At 74.5% G+C, this 14481-nt stretch carries 13 protein-coding genes and 1 rRNA gene; 13 read left to right on the top strand and 1 reads right to left on the bottom strand.

Annotated elements, in window-relative coordinates:
• The 13 genes from rrf to BCL65_RS17580 all read left to right on the top strand — a co-directional run.
• A 5S ribosomal RNA gene (gene rrf / locus BCL65_RS17640) occupies nt 1-94 on the top strand; the annotation flags it as partial.
• A 523-nt stretch (nt 95-617) separates the two neighbouring features.
• Nucleotides 618-1310 carry a hypothetical protein gene (locus BCL65_RS17635; protein ID WP_243401164.1) on the top strand — a complete coding sequence of 231 codons (693 nt, stop codon included), beginning with the start codon at nt 618-620 and terminating at the stop codon, nt 1308-1310.
• A complete protein-coding gene (locus BCL65_RS17630; protein WP_106269828.1) occupies nt 1307-2320 on the top strand; it encodes an HAD-IIA family hydrolase in 1014 nt (337 codons plus the stop codon). Before BCL65_RS17635 ends, BCL65_RS17630 begins: the two co-directional genes overlap by 4 nt.
• 84 nt (nt 2321-2404) lie before the next feature.
• Complete coding sequence (locus tag BCL65_RS17625; RefSeq protein ID WP_106269827.1) at nt 2405-2584, top strand: hypothetical protein; 180 nt, start codon at nt 2405-2407, stop codon at nt 2582-2584.
• On the top strand, nt 2584-3474 hold the full coding sequence (locus tag BCL65_RS17620) for a TlyA family RNA methyltransferase (RefSeq protein ID WP_106269826.1): 891 nt from the start codon (nt 2584-2586) through the stop codon (nt 3472-3474). Before BCL65_RS17625 ends, BCL65_RS17620 begins: the two co-directional genes overlap by 1 nt.
• Entirely contained in the window at nt 3471-4418 is a 948-nt protein-coding gene (locus BCL65_RS17615; RefSeq protein WP_106269825.1) for an NAD kinase, read from the top strand. The genes BCL65_RS17620 and BCL65_RS17615 overlap by 4 nt, the downstream gene beginning before the upstream one ends.
• 2 nt (nt 4419-4420) lie before the next feature.
• On the top strand, nt 4421-6127 hold the full coding sequence (gene recN, locus BCL65_RS17610; RefSeq protein WP_106269824.1) for a DNA repair protein RecN: 1707 nt from the start codon (nt 4421-4423) through the stop codon (nt 6125-6127).
• A gap of 5 nt (nt 6128-6132) precedes the next feature.
• Nucleotides 6133-7326 (top strand): putative cytokinetic ring protein SteA, encoded by a 1194-nt coding sequence (steA, locus tag BCL65_RS17605; protein ID WP_106269823.1) that lies wholly within the window; start codon nt 6133-6135, stop codon nt 7324-7326.
• 38 nt (nt 7327-7364) lie between these two features.
• A complete protein-coding gene (locus BCL65_RS17600) occupies nt 7365-8402 on the top strand; it encodes a copper transporter (protein WP_106269822.1) in 1038 nt (345 codons plus the stop codon).
• Nucleotides 8402-9286 carry a hypothetical protein gene (locus tag BCL65_RS17595; RefSeq protein WP_106269821.1) on the top strand — a complete coding sequence of 295 codons (885 nt, stop codon included), beginning with the start codon at nt 8402-8404 and terminating at the stop codon, nt 9284-9286. Before BCL65_RS17600 ends, BCL65_RS17595 begins: the two co-directional genes overlap by 1 nt.
• A complete protein-coding gene (gene murJ, locus BCL65_RS17590; protein WP_106269820.1) occupies nt 9283-10977 on the top strand; it encodes a murein biosynthesis integral membrane protein MurJ in 1695 nt (564 codons plus the stop codon). Before BCL65_RS17595 ends, murJ begins: the two co-directional genes overlap by 4 nt.
• A gap of 85 nt (nt 10978-11062) precedes the next feature.
• A complete protein-coding gene (locus BCL65_RS17585; RefSeq protein ID WP_106269819.1) occupies nt 11063-12751 on the top strand; it encodes a CTP synthase in 1689 nt (562 codons plus the stop codon).
• Nucleotides 12748-13404, top strand: a complete 657-nt coding sequence (locus BCL65_RS17580) for an NUDIX domain-containing protein (protein ID WP_106269818.1) — start codon at nt 12748-12750, stop codon at nt 13402-13404. The genes BCL65_RS17585 and BCL65_RS17580 overlap by 4 nt, the downstream gene beginning before the upstream one ends.
• Before the next feature lie 31 nt (nt 13405-13435).
• Here BCL65_RS17580 and BCL65_RS17575 read toward each other — a convergent pair whose 3' ends face one another.
• On the bottom strand, nt 13436-14401 hold the full coding sequence (locus tag BCL65_RS17575; protein WP_106269817.1) for a COX15/CtaA family protein: 966 nt from the start codon (nt 14399-14401) through the stop codon (nt 13436-13438).
• Nucleotides 14402-14481 lie beyond the last annotated feature (80 nt).

Below are 14481 nucleotides of genomic sequence, written 5' to 3'. Positions count from 1 at the left end.
AACGCCCGGTCCCATACCGAACCCGGAAGCTCAGCCCTTCAGCGCCGATGGTACTGCCCTGGAGACGGGGTGGGAGAGTAGGACGCCGCCGGACACCCTTCACAGCAGGCCCCCCACACCACACGGTGCGGGGGGCCTCGCTGCGCGCCCATGAACAGGTCGCGGACGCGGTCCGCCGGTCCTGAGCTCCGCGGTCGGCAGACCGGTCTGCGAGCGTGGGACAATCATTCACTGACCAGAACGAGAGGACGACGGTGAACGACACTCCGCGCGAGGACGGCCCTGCCCGAGGCGAGGACGGCTCGCGGCGCCCGCAGGGTCGGGGCCGCGACGGTGGTCCGCGTCGACCCCGGAACGACCAGCGGCGTTCGGAGGGGCAGCGCCGCGACGCGGGAGACCGTCGGGACGGCGACGACCGCCGGGCCGGAGGCTCCGGGCGGGGTGGTGCGGGCGCTCGCGGTGAGCGCCGCGACGGCAACTCGCACGGCGGCGACCGGGGCCGGCGCGACGACCGCCACGCCGGCTCGCGCGGGGGTTCCTACGGTGCCCGTGGTGGTCCGGATCGACCGGCGCGGCCGGAGCGTCCCCGCGACGCGGAGCGTGTCCCGGACCCTGAGGTGCCCGAGGACGTCGACTCCCGCCAGCTCAGCAAGGAGGCGCGAGCGCGGCTGCGCGGGCTGAGCAAGGACAACGCCGAGGGAGTCGGCGCGCACCTGGTGATGGCTGGTCGGCTGCTCGACACCGACCCGGAGCTGGCCTACCTCCACGCCCAGGCGGCGGTGCGACGCGCCGGACGGATCGACGTCGTGCGGGAGGCCGCAGGGATCGCGGCGTACCGCACGGGACGCTACGCCGAGGCCTTGCGCGAGCTGCGCACGGTGCGTCGTCTGAACGGCTCCTCCGAGCACCTCCCCCTCATGGCAGACGCCGAGCGAGGGCTGGGACGGCCCGAGCGGGCGATCGCCCTGGCGCAGTCCGAGGAGGCGGCCACGCTCGAGCCCGAGGCACGCACAGAGCTGGCCATCGTCGTCAGCGGCGCACGGAGCGACCTGGGCGACCACGACGCCGCACTGACGGTGCTGGACCGGGTCCCGGCCTCCGAGCGCCAGGGAGACCTCGGTCTCCGCGTCCTCCAGGCGCGTGCCGTGGCCCTCGAGGCAGCAGGTCGCACGGAGGAGGCGGCGCAGGTGCTTTCCGGGGTCGACCCGGCGGCGCTGGAGCGTGCCGCTGGCGTGCTCGCGGACGACGAGGACTACGTGGTCTACGACGTCTTCGACGAGGAGGCGGACGACGACGAGGCCGGCGCGTGACCGCCTCGCTGTCGGGCAGCGAACGACCGCTGGCCGAGGCCCACGACCTGGCCCTGGTCGACCTGGACGGTGTCGCCTACCAGGGGCGGCTGCCGATCGCGCACGCGGCGGACTCGCTGGCCGAGGCGCGGCAGCGCGGCCTGCGACTGCTCTTCGTGACGAACAACGCCTCGCGGGAGCCCGAGGAGGTGGCGAGCCGGCTCACCGGCCTCGACATCCCGACCGAGCCCGACGAGGTCATGACCGCCGCGCAGGCGTGCGCGAACCTGCTCCGGACCCGGCTGGAACCGGGCGCCAAGGTGCTGGTGGTCGGCGGCAAGGGACTGGAAACCGCGGTGGCCGAGGCCGGCTACCAGGTGGTGTCCTCCGCCGACGACGGACCGGACGCCGTCGCCCAGGGGTTCTCGCCGGAGCTCGCGTGGCCCGACCTGGCCGAGGCGGCCTATGCCGTCGCCGGCGGAGCGTGGCACGTGGCGAGCAACCGGGACCTCTCGCTGCCGACGGAGCGCGGGTTCGCGCCGGGCAACGGTGCGCTCGTGGCCGCGGTGGTCGCGGCGACCGGCATCCAGCCCGACAGCGCCGGCAAGCCGGAGCCCACCATGTACCGGATGGCCGTGGAACGGCACGGCGCCCGGCGTCCGCTCGTGATCGGTGACCGGCTCGACACCGATCTGGCCGGTGCCCGTGCCGGAGGCTACCCGGGCCTGCACGTCCTGACCGGGGTGTCGAGCGCCCGGGACGCCGTGCTGGCGGAACCCGGCCTGCGTCCTGACTACCTCGGCGCCGACCTGCGCGCGCTCCTCGAGCCGCACCCGGCGCCGTCGGAGGCCGACGACGGCTGGTGGCGGTGCGGGGAGCGCTCTGCGCGCGTCGTGGACGGCGCCCTCGAGCTGGACGGTCAGGGGCCGTCGGGGATCGACGTGGTCCGCGCCGCCTGTGCCGCCGCGTGGTCCGCGGTCGACGGCGGTGCGGCGCTGGAACCTGATGGTGTACCCGAGCTGACTGCTTGAGGGCGGCCAACCGTGCGCCGTGCCGGGGCCGTCGCACCCAGCAGGTAGCGTTGCCCCGGGACGTACGAGCAGCGAGGAGGGGACATGTCGCAGGACGCGGAGGCGTCGCACGCGTCAGCGCCGGACCGCCCTGAGCCGCCGCTGGCCCCGCTCGACGGTCTGGAGGAGATTCCCACCGACGAGCACGTCGCACGTTTCGAGGCTGTGCACGACCGCCTGCGGGCGCGCCTCGACGACGGCCCGGCCCACGAGGCGGGTGGCTGATGCCCGAACGTGCCGACGCCGAGCTCGTGCGGCGCGGCCTGGCCCGGTCGCGCAAGCAGGCTTCTGTCCTGATCGCCGACGGACGCGTCCGGATCGACGGGACGACCGTGGCCAAGGCCTCGTTCCCGGTACCGGCGGGGGGAGACCTGAGCGTCGAGCCCGATCCGGACGACCCGGGGTACGCGTCGCGCGCCGGCGGCAAGCTCGCGGGTGCCCTGGAGGCGCTCGAGGGCGACGTCGCCGGACGCGAGCTGCCGGACCGCCTGCCCGGCGCGAGCTGCCTGGACGTGGGCGCATCGACCGGAGGCTTCACCGACGTGCTCCTGCGGCGCGGTGCCGCGCACGTGACGGCGCTCGACGTCGGGCACGACCAGCTCGTCCCGGCGCTGCGGACGGACCCGCGGGTCACGGTCCGCGAGGGGCTCAACGTCCGGCACCTGGTCCCCGACGACCTGGGCTCGCCCCCGGACGTCGTCGTCGGTGACCTGTCGTTCATCTCGCTCCGGCTGGTGGTCCCTGCGGTCGCCGGTGTGACGGCCCCGGGGGCCCTCGTCCTGCTGCTCGTCAAGCCGCAGTTCGAGGTCGGTCGTGACCGGCTCGGCAGCGGCGGGGTCGTGCGCGACCCCGACCTGCACGTCGAGTCGGTGCTCGACGTCGGTGCGGCGGCGGCCGCCGCAGGGCTGCCCGTCCGTGCCGTCGTGCCGAGCGCACTGCCCGGCCCCAGCGGGAACCGCGAGTACTTCTGCTGGATGCGCCGGGGCGAGGTGGCGACCGCCGACCGCGCGGCGCTGACCGCGGCGGCACGGACCGCCGTCGCGTGGCAGCCGGGCGCCGGTACGCTCCCGCCCGTCGTCCGGGTGCCCGCGGACGTCCCTGGAGGTGACTCATGACCCGACGCGTGCTCATCGTGACCCACGGTGGACGCCCCGAGGCGGTCGCCGCCATGGCCGAGGCGGTCGCGGAGCTGGAGAGCGCCGGCTTCGAGGTCGCCCTGCACGACGACGATCTCGCGGAGACCTTCGGTGACCAGATGTCCTCCACGCGGGTGCGCGAGGGCGTGGCGGAGTCCGAGATCGTCATGGTGCTCGGCGGCGACGGCACGATCCTGCGGGCCGCCGAGCTCACCCACGGGACGGACGTCCCGCTGCTGGGAGTCAACCTGGGCCACGTCGGCTTCCTCGCCGAGTCGGAGCGCGAGAACCTGCACGACGCCGTCCGCCGCGTCGCTTCCCGTGAGTACGTGGTCGAGGAGCGCAGCGTCGTGGACGTCGTGGTGCACCGGCCGGGGGAGAGCGAGCCGGTCACGGGGTGGGCGCTGAACGAGGCCACGGTGGAGAAGGCGCAGCGCGACCGGATGATCGAGGTCGCGATCGCTGTCGACGAGCGGCCCGTCAGCTCGTTCGGCTGCGACGGCGTCGTCCTGTCGACGGCGACCGGGTCCACGGCCCATGCCTTCTCGGCCGGCGGTCCGGTCCTGTGGCCCGACGTCGACGCGGTGCTGCTGGTCCCGCTCTCCGCGCACGCGCTCTTCTCGCGGCCCCTGGTGATCGGCCCGCGTTCGGAGTACACCGTCGACGTGCTGGCTCGGAGCCCGCTGCCGGCGGTGCTCACGTGCGACGGCCGGCGCAGCATCGACCTTCCGGTGGGATCGCGGGTCCAGGTGCGGCGAGGAGCGGTCCCGCTGCGGTTCGCGCGGCTCGTGCACGCGCCGTTCAGCGACCGCCTGGTCTCGAAGTTCAACCTGCCGGTGATCGGGTGGCGGGAGGCCGCGGACGAGGCAGCGGCACGCCGCGCGGCGCGGCACGTCGCCGACCAGGACGACAAGGAGGCATGAGGGTGCTCGAGGAGATCGCGATCGAGGACCTCGGGGTGATCCGGGCGGCTCGCGTCCCGCTGGCCGCGGGACTGACGGTCATCACCGGCGAGACCGGTGCCGGCAAGACGATGGTGCTCACGGGGCTCGGGCTGCTCATGGGCGGCAAGGCGGACCCCGGGACCGTCCGGGCGGGCGCCGACCGTGCCGTCGTCGAGGGCAGGTGGGACCTCACCCGCCACCCGGCCGCGGCGCGTCGGGTCGACGACGCCGGAGGTACGGTCGACGACGACGGTACCGTCGTCGTCCTGCGCACCGTCGCCGGCGGTCGGTCCCGGGCGCACCTGGGCGGTCGCGGGGTGCCACAAGGCGTGCTGGCCGAGATCGCGGACGACCTGGTGACGGTGCACGGGCAGTCCGACCAGCTCCGGCTGCGCACCCCTGCCATGCAGCGGGCGGCCCTGGACCGCTTCGCCGGCGCGGACCATGCCGCGGTGCTGGCCGAGCACCGCACGGCGTGGGCGGAACGCGCGGCCCTGCAGGCCGAGATCGACGACCTCACCTCCCGCGCGGCGGAGCGGGCGCGTGAGGGCGAGCTCCTGCGGCTCGGGCTCGCCGAGGTGGAACGCATCGACCCGCAGCCCGGCGAGGACGTGGAGCTCGGCACCCTGGTGGCACGACTGGGCAACGCCGAGCAGCTGCGTCAGGCGGCCCAGCTCGCCCATGACGCGGTCGCCGGCGAGGACATGGACACCGAGGGCTCGGCCGTGCACGCGGTCGAGCGTGCGCGGCGGTCCCTCGAGAGCGTCGTGGGCGACGACCCCGGTCTGCAGGAACCGGCCCGCCGTCTGGCCGAGGCGGGTTACCTGCTGGGCGACATCGCCAGCGAGCTGTCCGGGTACGTCGCCGACCTGCAGGCCGACCCGGCGGCGCTGGAGACGGCGCACGCCCGGCTCGCCGAGCTGGGGACGCTGACGCGCAGCTACGGCAGCACGGTCGACGAGGTCCTGCAGTGGGCGTCGGACGCCGGGCTGCGCCTGCTCGACCTCGACGACGGCGGTGAGCGGGTCGAGGGCATGCGGGAACGGGTCGCGGAGCTCGACGAGCAGGTGGCCAAGCTGGCCGCCCGGGTGACCGAGGGGCGCACGGAGGCAGCGGGGCGGCTCGCCGCCGCCGTCACCGCAGAGCTGGCGGGCCTCGCGATGAGCGGTGCCCGGCTCGAGATCGAGGTGTCCGCGGCCGAACCCGGGCCCGCCGGCGCGGACCAGGTGACCTTCCTCCTGGTGCCGCACCCCGGCGCGCCCGCCCGGCCCCTGGGCAAGGGCGCCTCGGGCGGCGAGCTCTCCCGCGTGATGCTCGCCGTCGAGGTGGCGCTCGCCACCGCCTCCGACGACGCCGACACGGTCCTGCCGACCTTCGTGTTCGACGAGGTGGACGCCGGTGTCGGCGGACGGGCCGCCGTGGAGGTGGGCCGTCGGCTCGCATCCCTGGCCCGCAGCACCCAGGTCGTGGTGGTGACGCATCTCGCGCAGGTGGCGGCGTTCGCCGACACCCACCTGGTCGTGACCAAGTCGGCCACCGGCGACGACGCCACGGTGACCGGCGTCCGCGCCGTGTCCGACGACGAGCGGGTCCGTGAGCTGGCCCGCATGCTGTCGGGTCAGGACGACTCGGAGACCGCGCGTCGCCATGCCGTCGAGCTCCTCGAGTCCTCCGTCGTGGGACGATAGGCGCGATGAGACTGACCCTGCGCCGGGCCGACCGTGGCCCCGACACCAGCGACGACGCGGCCGAGCACCACGGTGCCGCCCGCGTCGGAGCACGCACCAAGGACCTGACGAAGCGTCTCTCCGCCGGTGACGTGGCCGTGATCGACCACGCCGACATCGACCGGGTCGCTGCCGAGGCCCTCGTCGCCGCACGCCCGTCGGCGGTGCTGAACGCCGCGCCGTCGACCACCGGGCGCTATCCGAACGCGGGCCCGGGCATCCTGCTCGAGGCGGGGATCGTGCTCGTCGACGGCCTCGGGCCCGAGGTGATGGACATCCACGAGGGCGCTCGCGTCGCCGTCGAGGAGGGCACCGTCCTCGTCGACGGCAAGCCGTGGGCGACCGGGACGCGACAGACGCCCGAGACCGTGGAGACCGCGCTCGCCGCGGCACGGGACGGGCTGTCGGACGAGATCGAGCGGTTCGCCGAGAACACGATGACCTACCTGCGTCGCGAGCGGGACCTGCTCCTCGACGGGGTCGGCGTCCCGGAAGTGCGGACCCGGTTCGCCGGGCGGCACGTCCTCATCGTGGTGCGCGGCTACCACTACCGCGAGGACCTGGCGATGCTCCGGTCCTACATCCAGGAGAACCGGCCGGTGCTGGTCGGCGTCGACGGCGGCGCGGACGCCATCCTGGACGCCGGCTGGCGTCCGGACATGATCGTGGGCGACATGGACTCGGTCTCGGACAAGGCGCTGGCGTGCGGCGCCGAGATCGTGGTGCACGCCTACCGGACGGGCGACGCCCCGGGCCTGGAGCGCGTCCGGGCGCTGGGCGTGGATCCCGTCGTCTTCCCGGCGACCGGCACGAGCGAGGACATCGCCATGCTGCTCGCCGACGACAAGGACGCGGAGCTGATCGTGGCCGTGGGCACGCACGCCACCCTCGTGGAGTTCCTCGACAAGGGCCGGGCGGGCATGGCGAGCACCTTCCTGACCCGGCTCCGCGTGGGCGGCAAGCTGGTCGACGCCAAGGGTGTGTCCCGGCTGTACCGCACGCGCATCTCGAACCTCCAGCTCACGCTCCTGTCGCTGGCGGGCGTGGGGGCCGTGCTGGCGGCCCTGTGGTCGACGGCGGCCGGACAGACCGCCTTCGGCCTCGTGGGCGCCCAGATCGACGACATCGTCTCGTGGGTCGGTAGCCTCTTCGGCGGCTGACCCGTCGCGACCCCTGAACCAAGGAGTACCCGCACCTCGTGATCGATTTCCGTTACCACCTCGTCTCGCTGATCTCCGTGTTCGTCGCGCTCGCGGTCGGCATCATCCTCGGCGCGGGACCGCTGCAGAACGCGATCGGCGACCAGCTCACCGACCAGGTGGAGGCCCTGCGGGCCGAGCGCACCGACCTGCGCGAGAGCCTCGTCGAGACGGAGTCCGAGCTGATCGACCAGAACGCCTACGCGCTGGCTGCCGGCGCCGAGCTGGTCGCCGGCTCGCTCGAGGGCGTCACCGTGGCGGTGGTCGACGCCGGGGACGCGGCGGACACGCTGGAGGCCGACGTCGTCAGCCAGCTGGAGGCGGCCGGGGCGCGCATCGTCGCCCAGGCGTCGCTCACCGGCGCCTGGAGCTCCGCGGAGGACTCCGTGCTGCGGGGGACGGTCGCCGACGGTCAGCGCGAGCACGTCGCCGACGCGATCGACGAGGAGGCCGGTACCGCCGAGGTGCTCGGCGCGGTGCTGGGACTGGCGATGACCGAGCCCGACCCGCAGGTGCCGTCGGAGCGCAGCGAGCGGAGCGTCGAGCTGTACGAGCTGATGCTCCGGGTGGGCCTCGTCGAGTCCCGCTTCGAACCGTCCGGCCCGGCCGACGCCGTGCTGCTGCTCGGTGGTGCGGTGCCCGAGGAGGGCGCGACGGCCGAGGCCGAGGGTGCGGAGGAACCGGAGGACGTCGACGTCGTGGCGGTCGTGTCGGCCCTGCAGGCCACCGCTGAGGACGTGGTGGTCGCCGGACCGACGACCGCAGAGGGCGACATGGTCTCGGACGTCCGTGCCGCCGAGGACGTCGCGGCGCGCGTGAGCACCGTCAGCGGGACGGAGCGCGAGGTCATGCGGCTGAACGTGCCCCTGGCCCTGGCCGCGCAGATCGCCGGCGAGGTGGGGCAGTACGGCTTCGAGGAGGACGCCACCGTGGTTCCGCCGGCCGTCGACCTCCCGGCCCCGGACCAGGACACCTCCGGTGCGACCGACGGCGGTGCGGGGACCGTCGGCGCCGGGGATGCCGGCGGTGATTCCTGATGCGTGGTGCGCGGACGCTGGCCGCGGCCGTGGTCGCTGCCACGGCGACGCTCGCGGCGCGCCGGGTGCTGGACGTCGCGCCCCCCGGTGGTGCCGACCGCTGGACACGCACCAACCACGGCGGTGAGCCGGTCTCGATGCTGGAGGGGCCGGCGGTGGCGCTCGGCCTCGTGGCCGGGTCGGCCGTCTCGGACGGCGAGCCGCGGGCGAGGGCTGCCGCGGTGCTGGCCTGCGCCGGGGCGGGCGCCTTCGGTGTCCTCGACGACCTCGCCGAGGACACCACGCACCGCACCAAGGGCCTGCGGGGCCACCTCGGGGCGCTGGCCCAGGGACGGTTGACCACCGGCGGGCTCAAGGTGCTCGGGATCGGGACGACCTCGCTGCTGGCGGCCGCCGTCGGCACCCGGCGCCGGGGTGGTGCCGTGGGTCACGCGACCGACGTCGCGGTCAACGGGGCGCTGATCGCCGGCACCGCGAACCTCGTCAACCTCCTGGACCTGCGGCCTGGCCGAGCGCTCAAGGCGTCGGCCCTGCTCGCCGCGCCGCTGGTCGGCTGCGCGGGCGGGCAGGTGGGCGCGCTGGTCGGGGCGTCGGCCGCGGCGGCCCCGGCGGACCTCGGTGCACGCGACATGCTCGGCGACGGCGGGGCGAACGCGCTGGGAGCGTTCGTCGGAACCCGGTGGGCGCTCTGCGCGCCCCGCCCCGTGCGCCTGCTGGCGCTCGCCGGCGTCGCGGGACTGACGCTCGCCTCCGAGCGGGTGAGCTTCTCGGCCGTCATCGAACGCACACCCTGGCTCCGCCGGATCGACCAGGCGGGCCGCAGGGCGGCCGACGTGCCGCCGGAGGACCGGGAGGCGGCGTCGGACGAGGGTCCGACGGCGTGAGCGTGCCGGGCGGTCGCCGCACCGCCACGACGGTCGCCGGTGCGGCGGCCCTCATCACCGTCGTGACGCTCGCCAGCCGTGTCGTCGGCTTCGGCCGATGGCTCGCGCAGGCGCACTACGTCGGGACCGGCGGCGTCGACGGCCCGCTGAACGCGGCGAACTTCCTGCCGAACGTCCTGTTCGAGGTCGCGGCGGGCGGCGCGCTGGCGGGCGCCGTCGTCCCGTTGCTCTCCGGGTACCTGGTGCGGGGGGACCGTGAGAAAGCCTCCCGGACGGCGTCGGCGCTGCTGGGCTGGACGCTGGCGGTCCTGGTGCCGCTCGGCGCGCTCGTCGCGCTGCTCGCCGACCCGCTGGTACGTCTCACGGGCCTGAACGACCCGGTCAACGTGGCCGTGGCCGCCGACTTCCTGCGCGTGTTCGCGGTGCAGGTGCCGCTGTACGGCGTCGCCGTGGTGCTCGGCGGGATGCTGCAGGCCCACAACCGGTTCTTCTGGCCGGCGTTCTCCCCGCTGGTGTCGAGCCTCGTGGTGATCGGCGTCTACTGGCGGTTCGGTGCGCTGGCCGACGGCAACCAGCAGGACGTGGCCGAGCTCTCGTCGCAGGCGCTGGGCTGGCTGGCGTGGGGGATGACCGCGGGTGTCGCCTTCCTGGCGCTGCCGCTGGTCTGGCCGGTCGCCCGGACAGGGCTGCGGCTGCGGCCGACGCTGCGGTTCCCGGCGGGCGAGGGTCGCCGTGCGGCTCGCCTCGCGTTCGCCGGTGTGGGAGCGCTGGTGGCCCAGCAGCTCGCCCTGCTGGCCACGATGAAGGCAGGCAACGAGGCAGGTGGTGACAGCACCTGGACGATCTTCCTGTACGCGCAGAACGTGTACTTCCTGCCGTACGCGGTCCTGGCGTTCCCGATCGCGACCAGCGCCTTCCCGCGCTTCGCCGAGCTGGCCTCCCAGGGGCGCCGGGACGACCTGGCCCGCCTGGTCTCGTCGACGACGCGCGTGCTGGTTGTCGTGTCGGTGGCCGGGGCGGCGGCACTGGTGGCCGCCGCACCCCTGGTGGAGAACGTGTTCGACGGCGTCGCGGACGGGGACGCCGACGGCCTGGCCGCCGCGCTCGCCTGGATGGCGCCCGGGCTGCTCGGGTACGCACTGATCCTGCAGCTCTCCCGGCTCCTCTACGCGGTCGACGCCGCCAGGGCCACCGTCGTCGCCACGGCCGCCGGCTGGGTGGTCGTCGCCGTGGGGGTGTCGTTGGCCGTGCCGATGTTCTCCGGGGTCCAGGACCCCACCACCGGGGACACCCAGGAGCGGGTGCTCGCCTGGCTGGGCGGCGCGACGACCGTCGGCATGACCGTCGCGGGGCTCGCGCTGCTGACGACGGTGCGGCGCAAGGTCGGCCGGCCGGCGCTCGCGAGGGTGGGGCCGACGCTCCTCGTGGCGGTCCTCGCCGGCGGGCTGGGTGCCTGGCTCGGCCGGGTCGCGGTGCCGGTCGCCGACCGGGCGGTGCCGGTCGGACCGCCCGGGGCGGACGGCACGCCGGTCGAGACGCCGTTCCGCCTCGAGAGCTTCGTGACGGACGTCGGTCTCGGGCTCCTCGCCGGCCTGGTGGCGGCCGCCGTCGTGCTCGTGGCCGCCGCGCTGGCCGACGGCGCCGTGCGCGCCCGGCTCGCCGCCGTCGGCCGCCGCGTCGCCCGACGCTGACGACGGTCGGCTGTGCCGCATCCCACCCCGGCGGCGGGCGCGTCCCGGGCGCCGGGGGTCGAAGTCTCGGATAGCATGGAGTTCCGTGGCTGACACCGTGAACCGAACGTCCTCCCGCTCCTCCAGCCGCGCCGGTGCGACGCACCAGACGCGCCACATCTTCGTGACGGGCGGTGTGGCCTCCTCGCTCGGCAAGGGACTCACGGCGTCCTCCCTGGGGCGGCTGCTGCGGTCCCGCGGGCTGCGGGTCACGATGCAGAAGCTCGACCCGTACCTCAACGTGGACCCGGGCACCATGAACCCGTTCCAGCACGGCGAGGTGTTCGTCACCGAGGACGGCGCCGAGACCGACCTGGACATCGGGCACTACGAGCGCTTCCTCGACATCGAGCTGCCGGCCTCGTCGAACGTCACGACGGGGCAGGTCTACTCGCGAGTGATCGCCAAGGAGCGCCGTGGCGAGTACCTCGGCGACACGGTGCAGGTGATCCCGCACATCACCGACGAGATCAAGCTGCGCATGCGGGACCAGGCGGGCCCCGACGTCGACGTCATCATCACCGAGATCGGCGGCACCGTCGGTGACATCGAGTCCCAGCCCTTCCTCGAGGCCGCGCGCCAGGTGCGCCACGAGCTCGGTCGGGACGACTGCTTCTTCCTGCACGTCTCGCTGGTGCCCTACATCGGTCCCTCCGGCGAGCTGAAGACCAAGCCGACGCAGCACTCCGTCGCCGCGCTGCGCTCGATCGGCATCCAGCCGGACGCGATCGTGCTGCGCTCGGACCGCGCCGTGCCGGACAGCATCAAGCGCAAGATCGCGATGTCCTGCGACGTCGACAACGAGGCGGTCGTCAACGCGGCCGACGCGCCGAGCATCTACGACATCCCGCGCGTGCTGCACTCCGAGGGCCTCGACGCCTATGTCGTCCGCCGCCTCGACCTGCCGTTCCACGACGTCGAGTGGGGTGGCTGGAACCGCCTGCTCGAGCGGGTCCACGAGCCGGAGCACAAGGTCGAGATCGCTCTGGTCGGCAAGTACATCGACCTGCCGGACGCCTATCTCTCCGTGACGGAGGCGCTGCGCGCCGGCGGCTTCGACAACGACACCCGCGTGGCGATCCGCTGGGTCGCGGCGGACGACTGCAGCACGCCGGCGGGGGCGCAGGACGCGCTCGAGGGCGTGGACGCGATCCTGGTGCCCGGCGGCTTCGGCGTGCGCGGCATCGACGGCAAGATCGGTGCGCTGCGCTGGGCGCGGGAGAACCTGGTGCCCACGCTCGGGATCTGCCTGGGACTGCAGTCCATGGTGATCGAGTACGCCCGCAACGTGCTCGGCCTGACGGACGCCTCGTCGACCGAGTTCGAGCCCGACACCCCCACCCCGGTCATCGCCACGATGGCCGAGCAGCTGGCGATCGTGGGCGGTGACGGCGACCTGGGCGGCACGATGCGGCTGGGCGACTACCCGGCGGCGCTCGCCGAGGGTTCCGTGGTGTCGAAGACCTACGGCTCCACCGAGGTGACCGAACGTCACCGCCACCGGTACGAGGTCAACAACGCCGTGCGGGACCAGCTCGAGGAGGCCGGCCTGCGCTTCTCCGGGACGTCGCCCGACGGCACGCTCGTGGAGTTCGTCGAGCTGCCCGCCGAGGTGCACCCGTACTACGTCAGCACCCAGGCGCACCCCGAGTTCAAGTCGCGTCCGACGCGGTCGCACCCGCTCTTCCACGGTCTGGTCGCCGCGGCGCTGGTGCGCCAGGGCGCGACGGCGTGACGGAGCCCCGGCCGGCCGAGGTGGGCGTCGAGGATCGCGTGGCGCCTCGGCAGGTGGTGGGTCGCACCGCGGTCCACGAGGGCAGGATCTTCGACCTCGTGCGGGACGACGTCGACCTCGGCGACGCCGGGGTCGTCACCCGCGAGTACCTCGACCATCCCGGGGCGGTCGCCGTCGTCGTGCTCGACGAGGAGGACAGGGTGCTGCTCCTGCGGCAGTACCGGCACCCGCTGCGCGCCGATCTCTGGGAGATCCCCGCCGGCCTGCTCGACGTCGACGGCGAGCCCGCCGTCGACGCCGCGGCCCGCGAGCTCGCCGAGGAGGCCGACCTGGTCGCCGGCAGGTGGGACGTCCTCGTCGACTTCGCCACGTCGCCCGGTTCGAGCAACGAGTCGCTGCGGGTGTTCCTGGCCCGCGACGTCCGAGAGGTCCCGCACACCGACCGCCACACGCGCACGGGCGAGGAGGCGGAGATCGTCACCCGCTGGGTGCCGCTGGACGAGGCGGTCGAGCGGACGCTCGCGGGCCACCTGCACAACCCGGCCGCCGTCGTCGGCATCCTCGCCGCGGCGGCGAGCCGTGCCGGCGGATGGTCGTCGTTGCGGGGCGTCGACGCGCCGTGGCCCTATCGTCGGGGCGAGCTGCCCGACTGACGACCGCCGACCGACCGGCGTCGCCGACCGGTCAGCGGGTGCGCAGCCGCAGCACCGCGTTCGCCGTGGCCCACACCAGCAGCCCGGCTCCGAGCATGTGCAGCCCGACGAGCAGCGCCGGCAGGCCGTTGAAGTACTGGGCGTAGCCGACGGCACCCTGTGCCAGGGTGACGGCCAGGAGCAGCCAGGCGCCGCGGCGGGCGCGCCGGACGAGGTCGGTGGCAGGCTGGCGCAGCAGGAGGACCAGCAGCAGGGCGAGGAACCCGACGAACAGCCAGACGGACGCCGAGTGCGCGCGGGTCATCGTCAGCGGGTCGACGGCGAGGCGGTACCCGACCTCGGTGTCGCCCGAGTGCGGCCCGGAGCCGGTGACGACGACGCCCAGCACCACGACCGGGATCACGAGGAACCCGAGCACCCGCCCGGTGAGCGTCACCGCTCCCGACGCGACGGGCCGGGGCGCGCCGTCGCCCTCACCGTGCCGGTGCAGGAGGTAGGCGGAGACCCAGACCAGCGCCCCCGACACGACGAAGTGCAGGGAGACCCAGCCGGGGTGCAGGTCGAGCAGGACGACGACCCCGCCGATGAGGGCCTGGGCCGCCACCCCGGCGAGGGGCACGACGCCGAGGAGCCGGTAGGAGTCCGTCCGGCGGCGGTCGGACCACACCAGCAGCAGCACCGCCAGCGCGATCACCGCCAGGACGCCGGTCATGGTGCGGTTGCCGAACTCGACGAACGGGTGATAGCTGGTGGCCTCGTGGAAGACGGGCGTGAACTGGCCGGGCTCGCACAGGGGCCAGGTCGAGCAGCCGAGCCCGGACCCGGTCAGCCGCACCGCGCCGCCGGTGACGATGATGCCGATCTGGGCCACCACGTTGGCGATCAGGACGCCGCGCGTCCAGCCGCGGAAGCGCGAGAACGGGTCGGCGGCACCACCCGCAGGGCGGGCGGCCTCCGAGGCCGGGTCGGAGGGGGTGACGGGCGCGGGCGTGCTCACGGCTCCACGATAGTGGCCGACGGCGCTGCACCGGTCCGTGCCGGGGGCGCCGGGCTGTGAGATCGGTCGTGCCCGCGGGG

Origin of the sequence: Isoptericola halotolerans (assembly GCF_003003075.1) — a bacterium.
In the GTDB taxonomy this organism is placed as follows: Bacteria; Actinomycetota; Actinomycetes; order Actinomycetales; family Cellulomonadaceae; genus Isoptericola; species Isoptericola halotolerans_A.
This window is presented reverse-complemented; position numbering and strand designations above follow the sequence as displayed.

Bases quoted from the DNA above. Each gene is read 5' to 3' on its own strand.
- BCL65_RS17625 (WP_106269827.1), top strand. From the start codon at position 2,405: ATGTCGCAGGACGCGGAGGCGTCGCACGCGTCAGCGCCGGACCGCCCT.
- BCL65_RS17620 (WP_106269826.1), top strand. From the start codon at position 2,584: ATGCCCGAACGTGCCGACGCCGAGCTCGTGCGGCGCGGCCTGGCCCGG.
- BCL65_RS17615 (WP_106269825.1), top strand. From the start codon at position 3,471: ATGACCCGACGCGTGCTCATCGTGACCCACGGTGGACGCCCCGAGGCG.
- steA (WP_106269823.1), top strand. From the start codon at position 6,133: ATGAGACTGACCCTGCGCCGGGCCGACCGTGGCCCCGACACCAGCGAC.
- BCL65_RS17595 (WP_106269821.1), top strand. From the start codon at position 8,402: ATGCGTGGTGCGCGGACGCTGGCCGCGGCCGTGGTCGCTGCCACGGCG.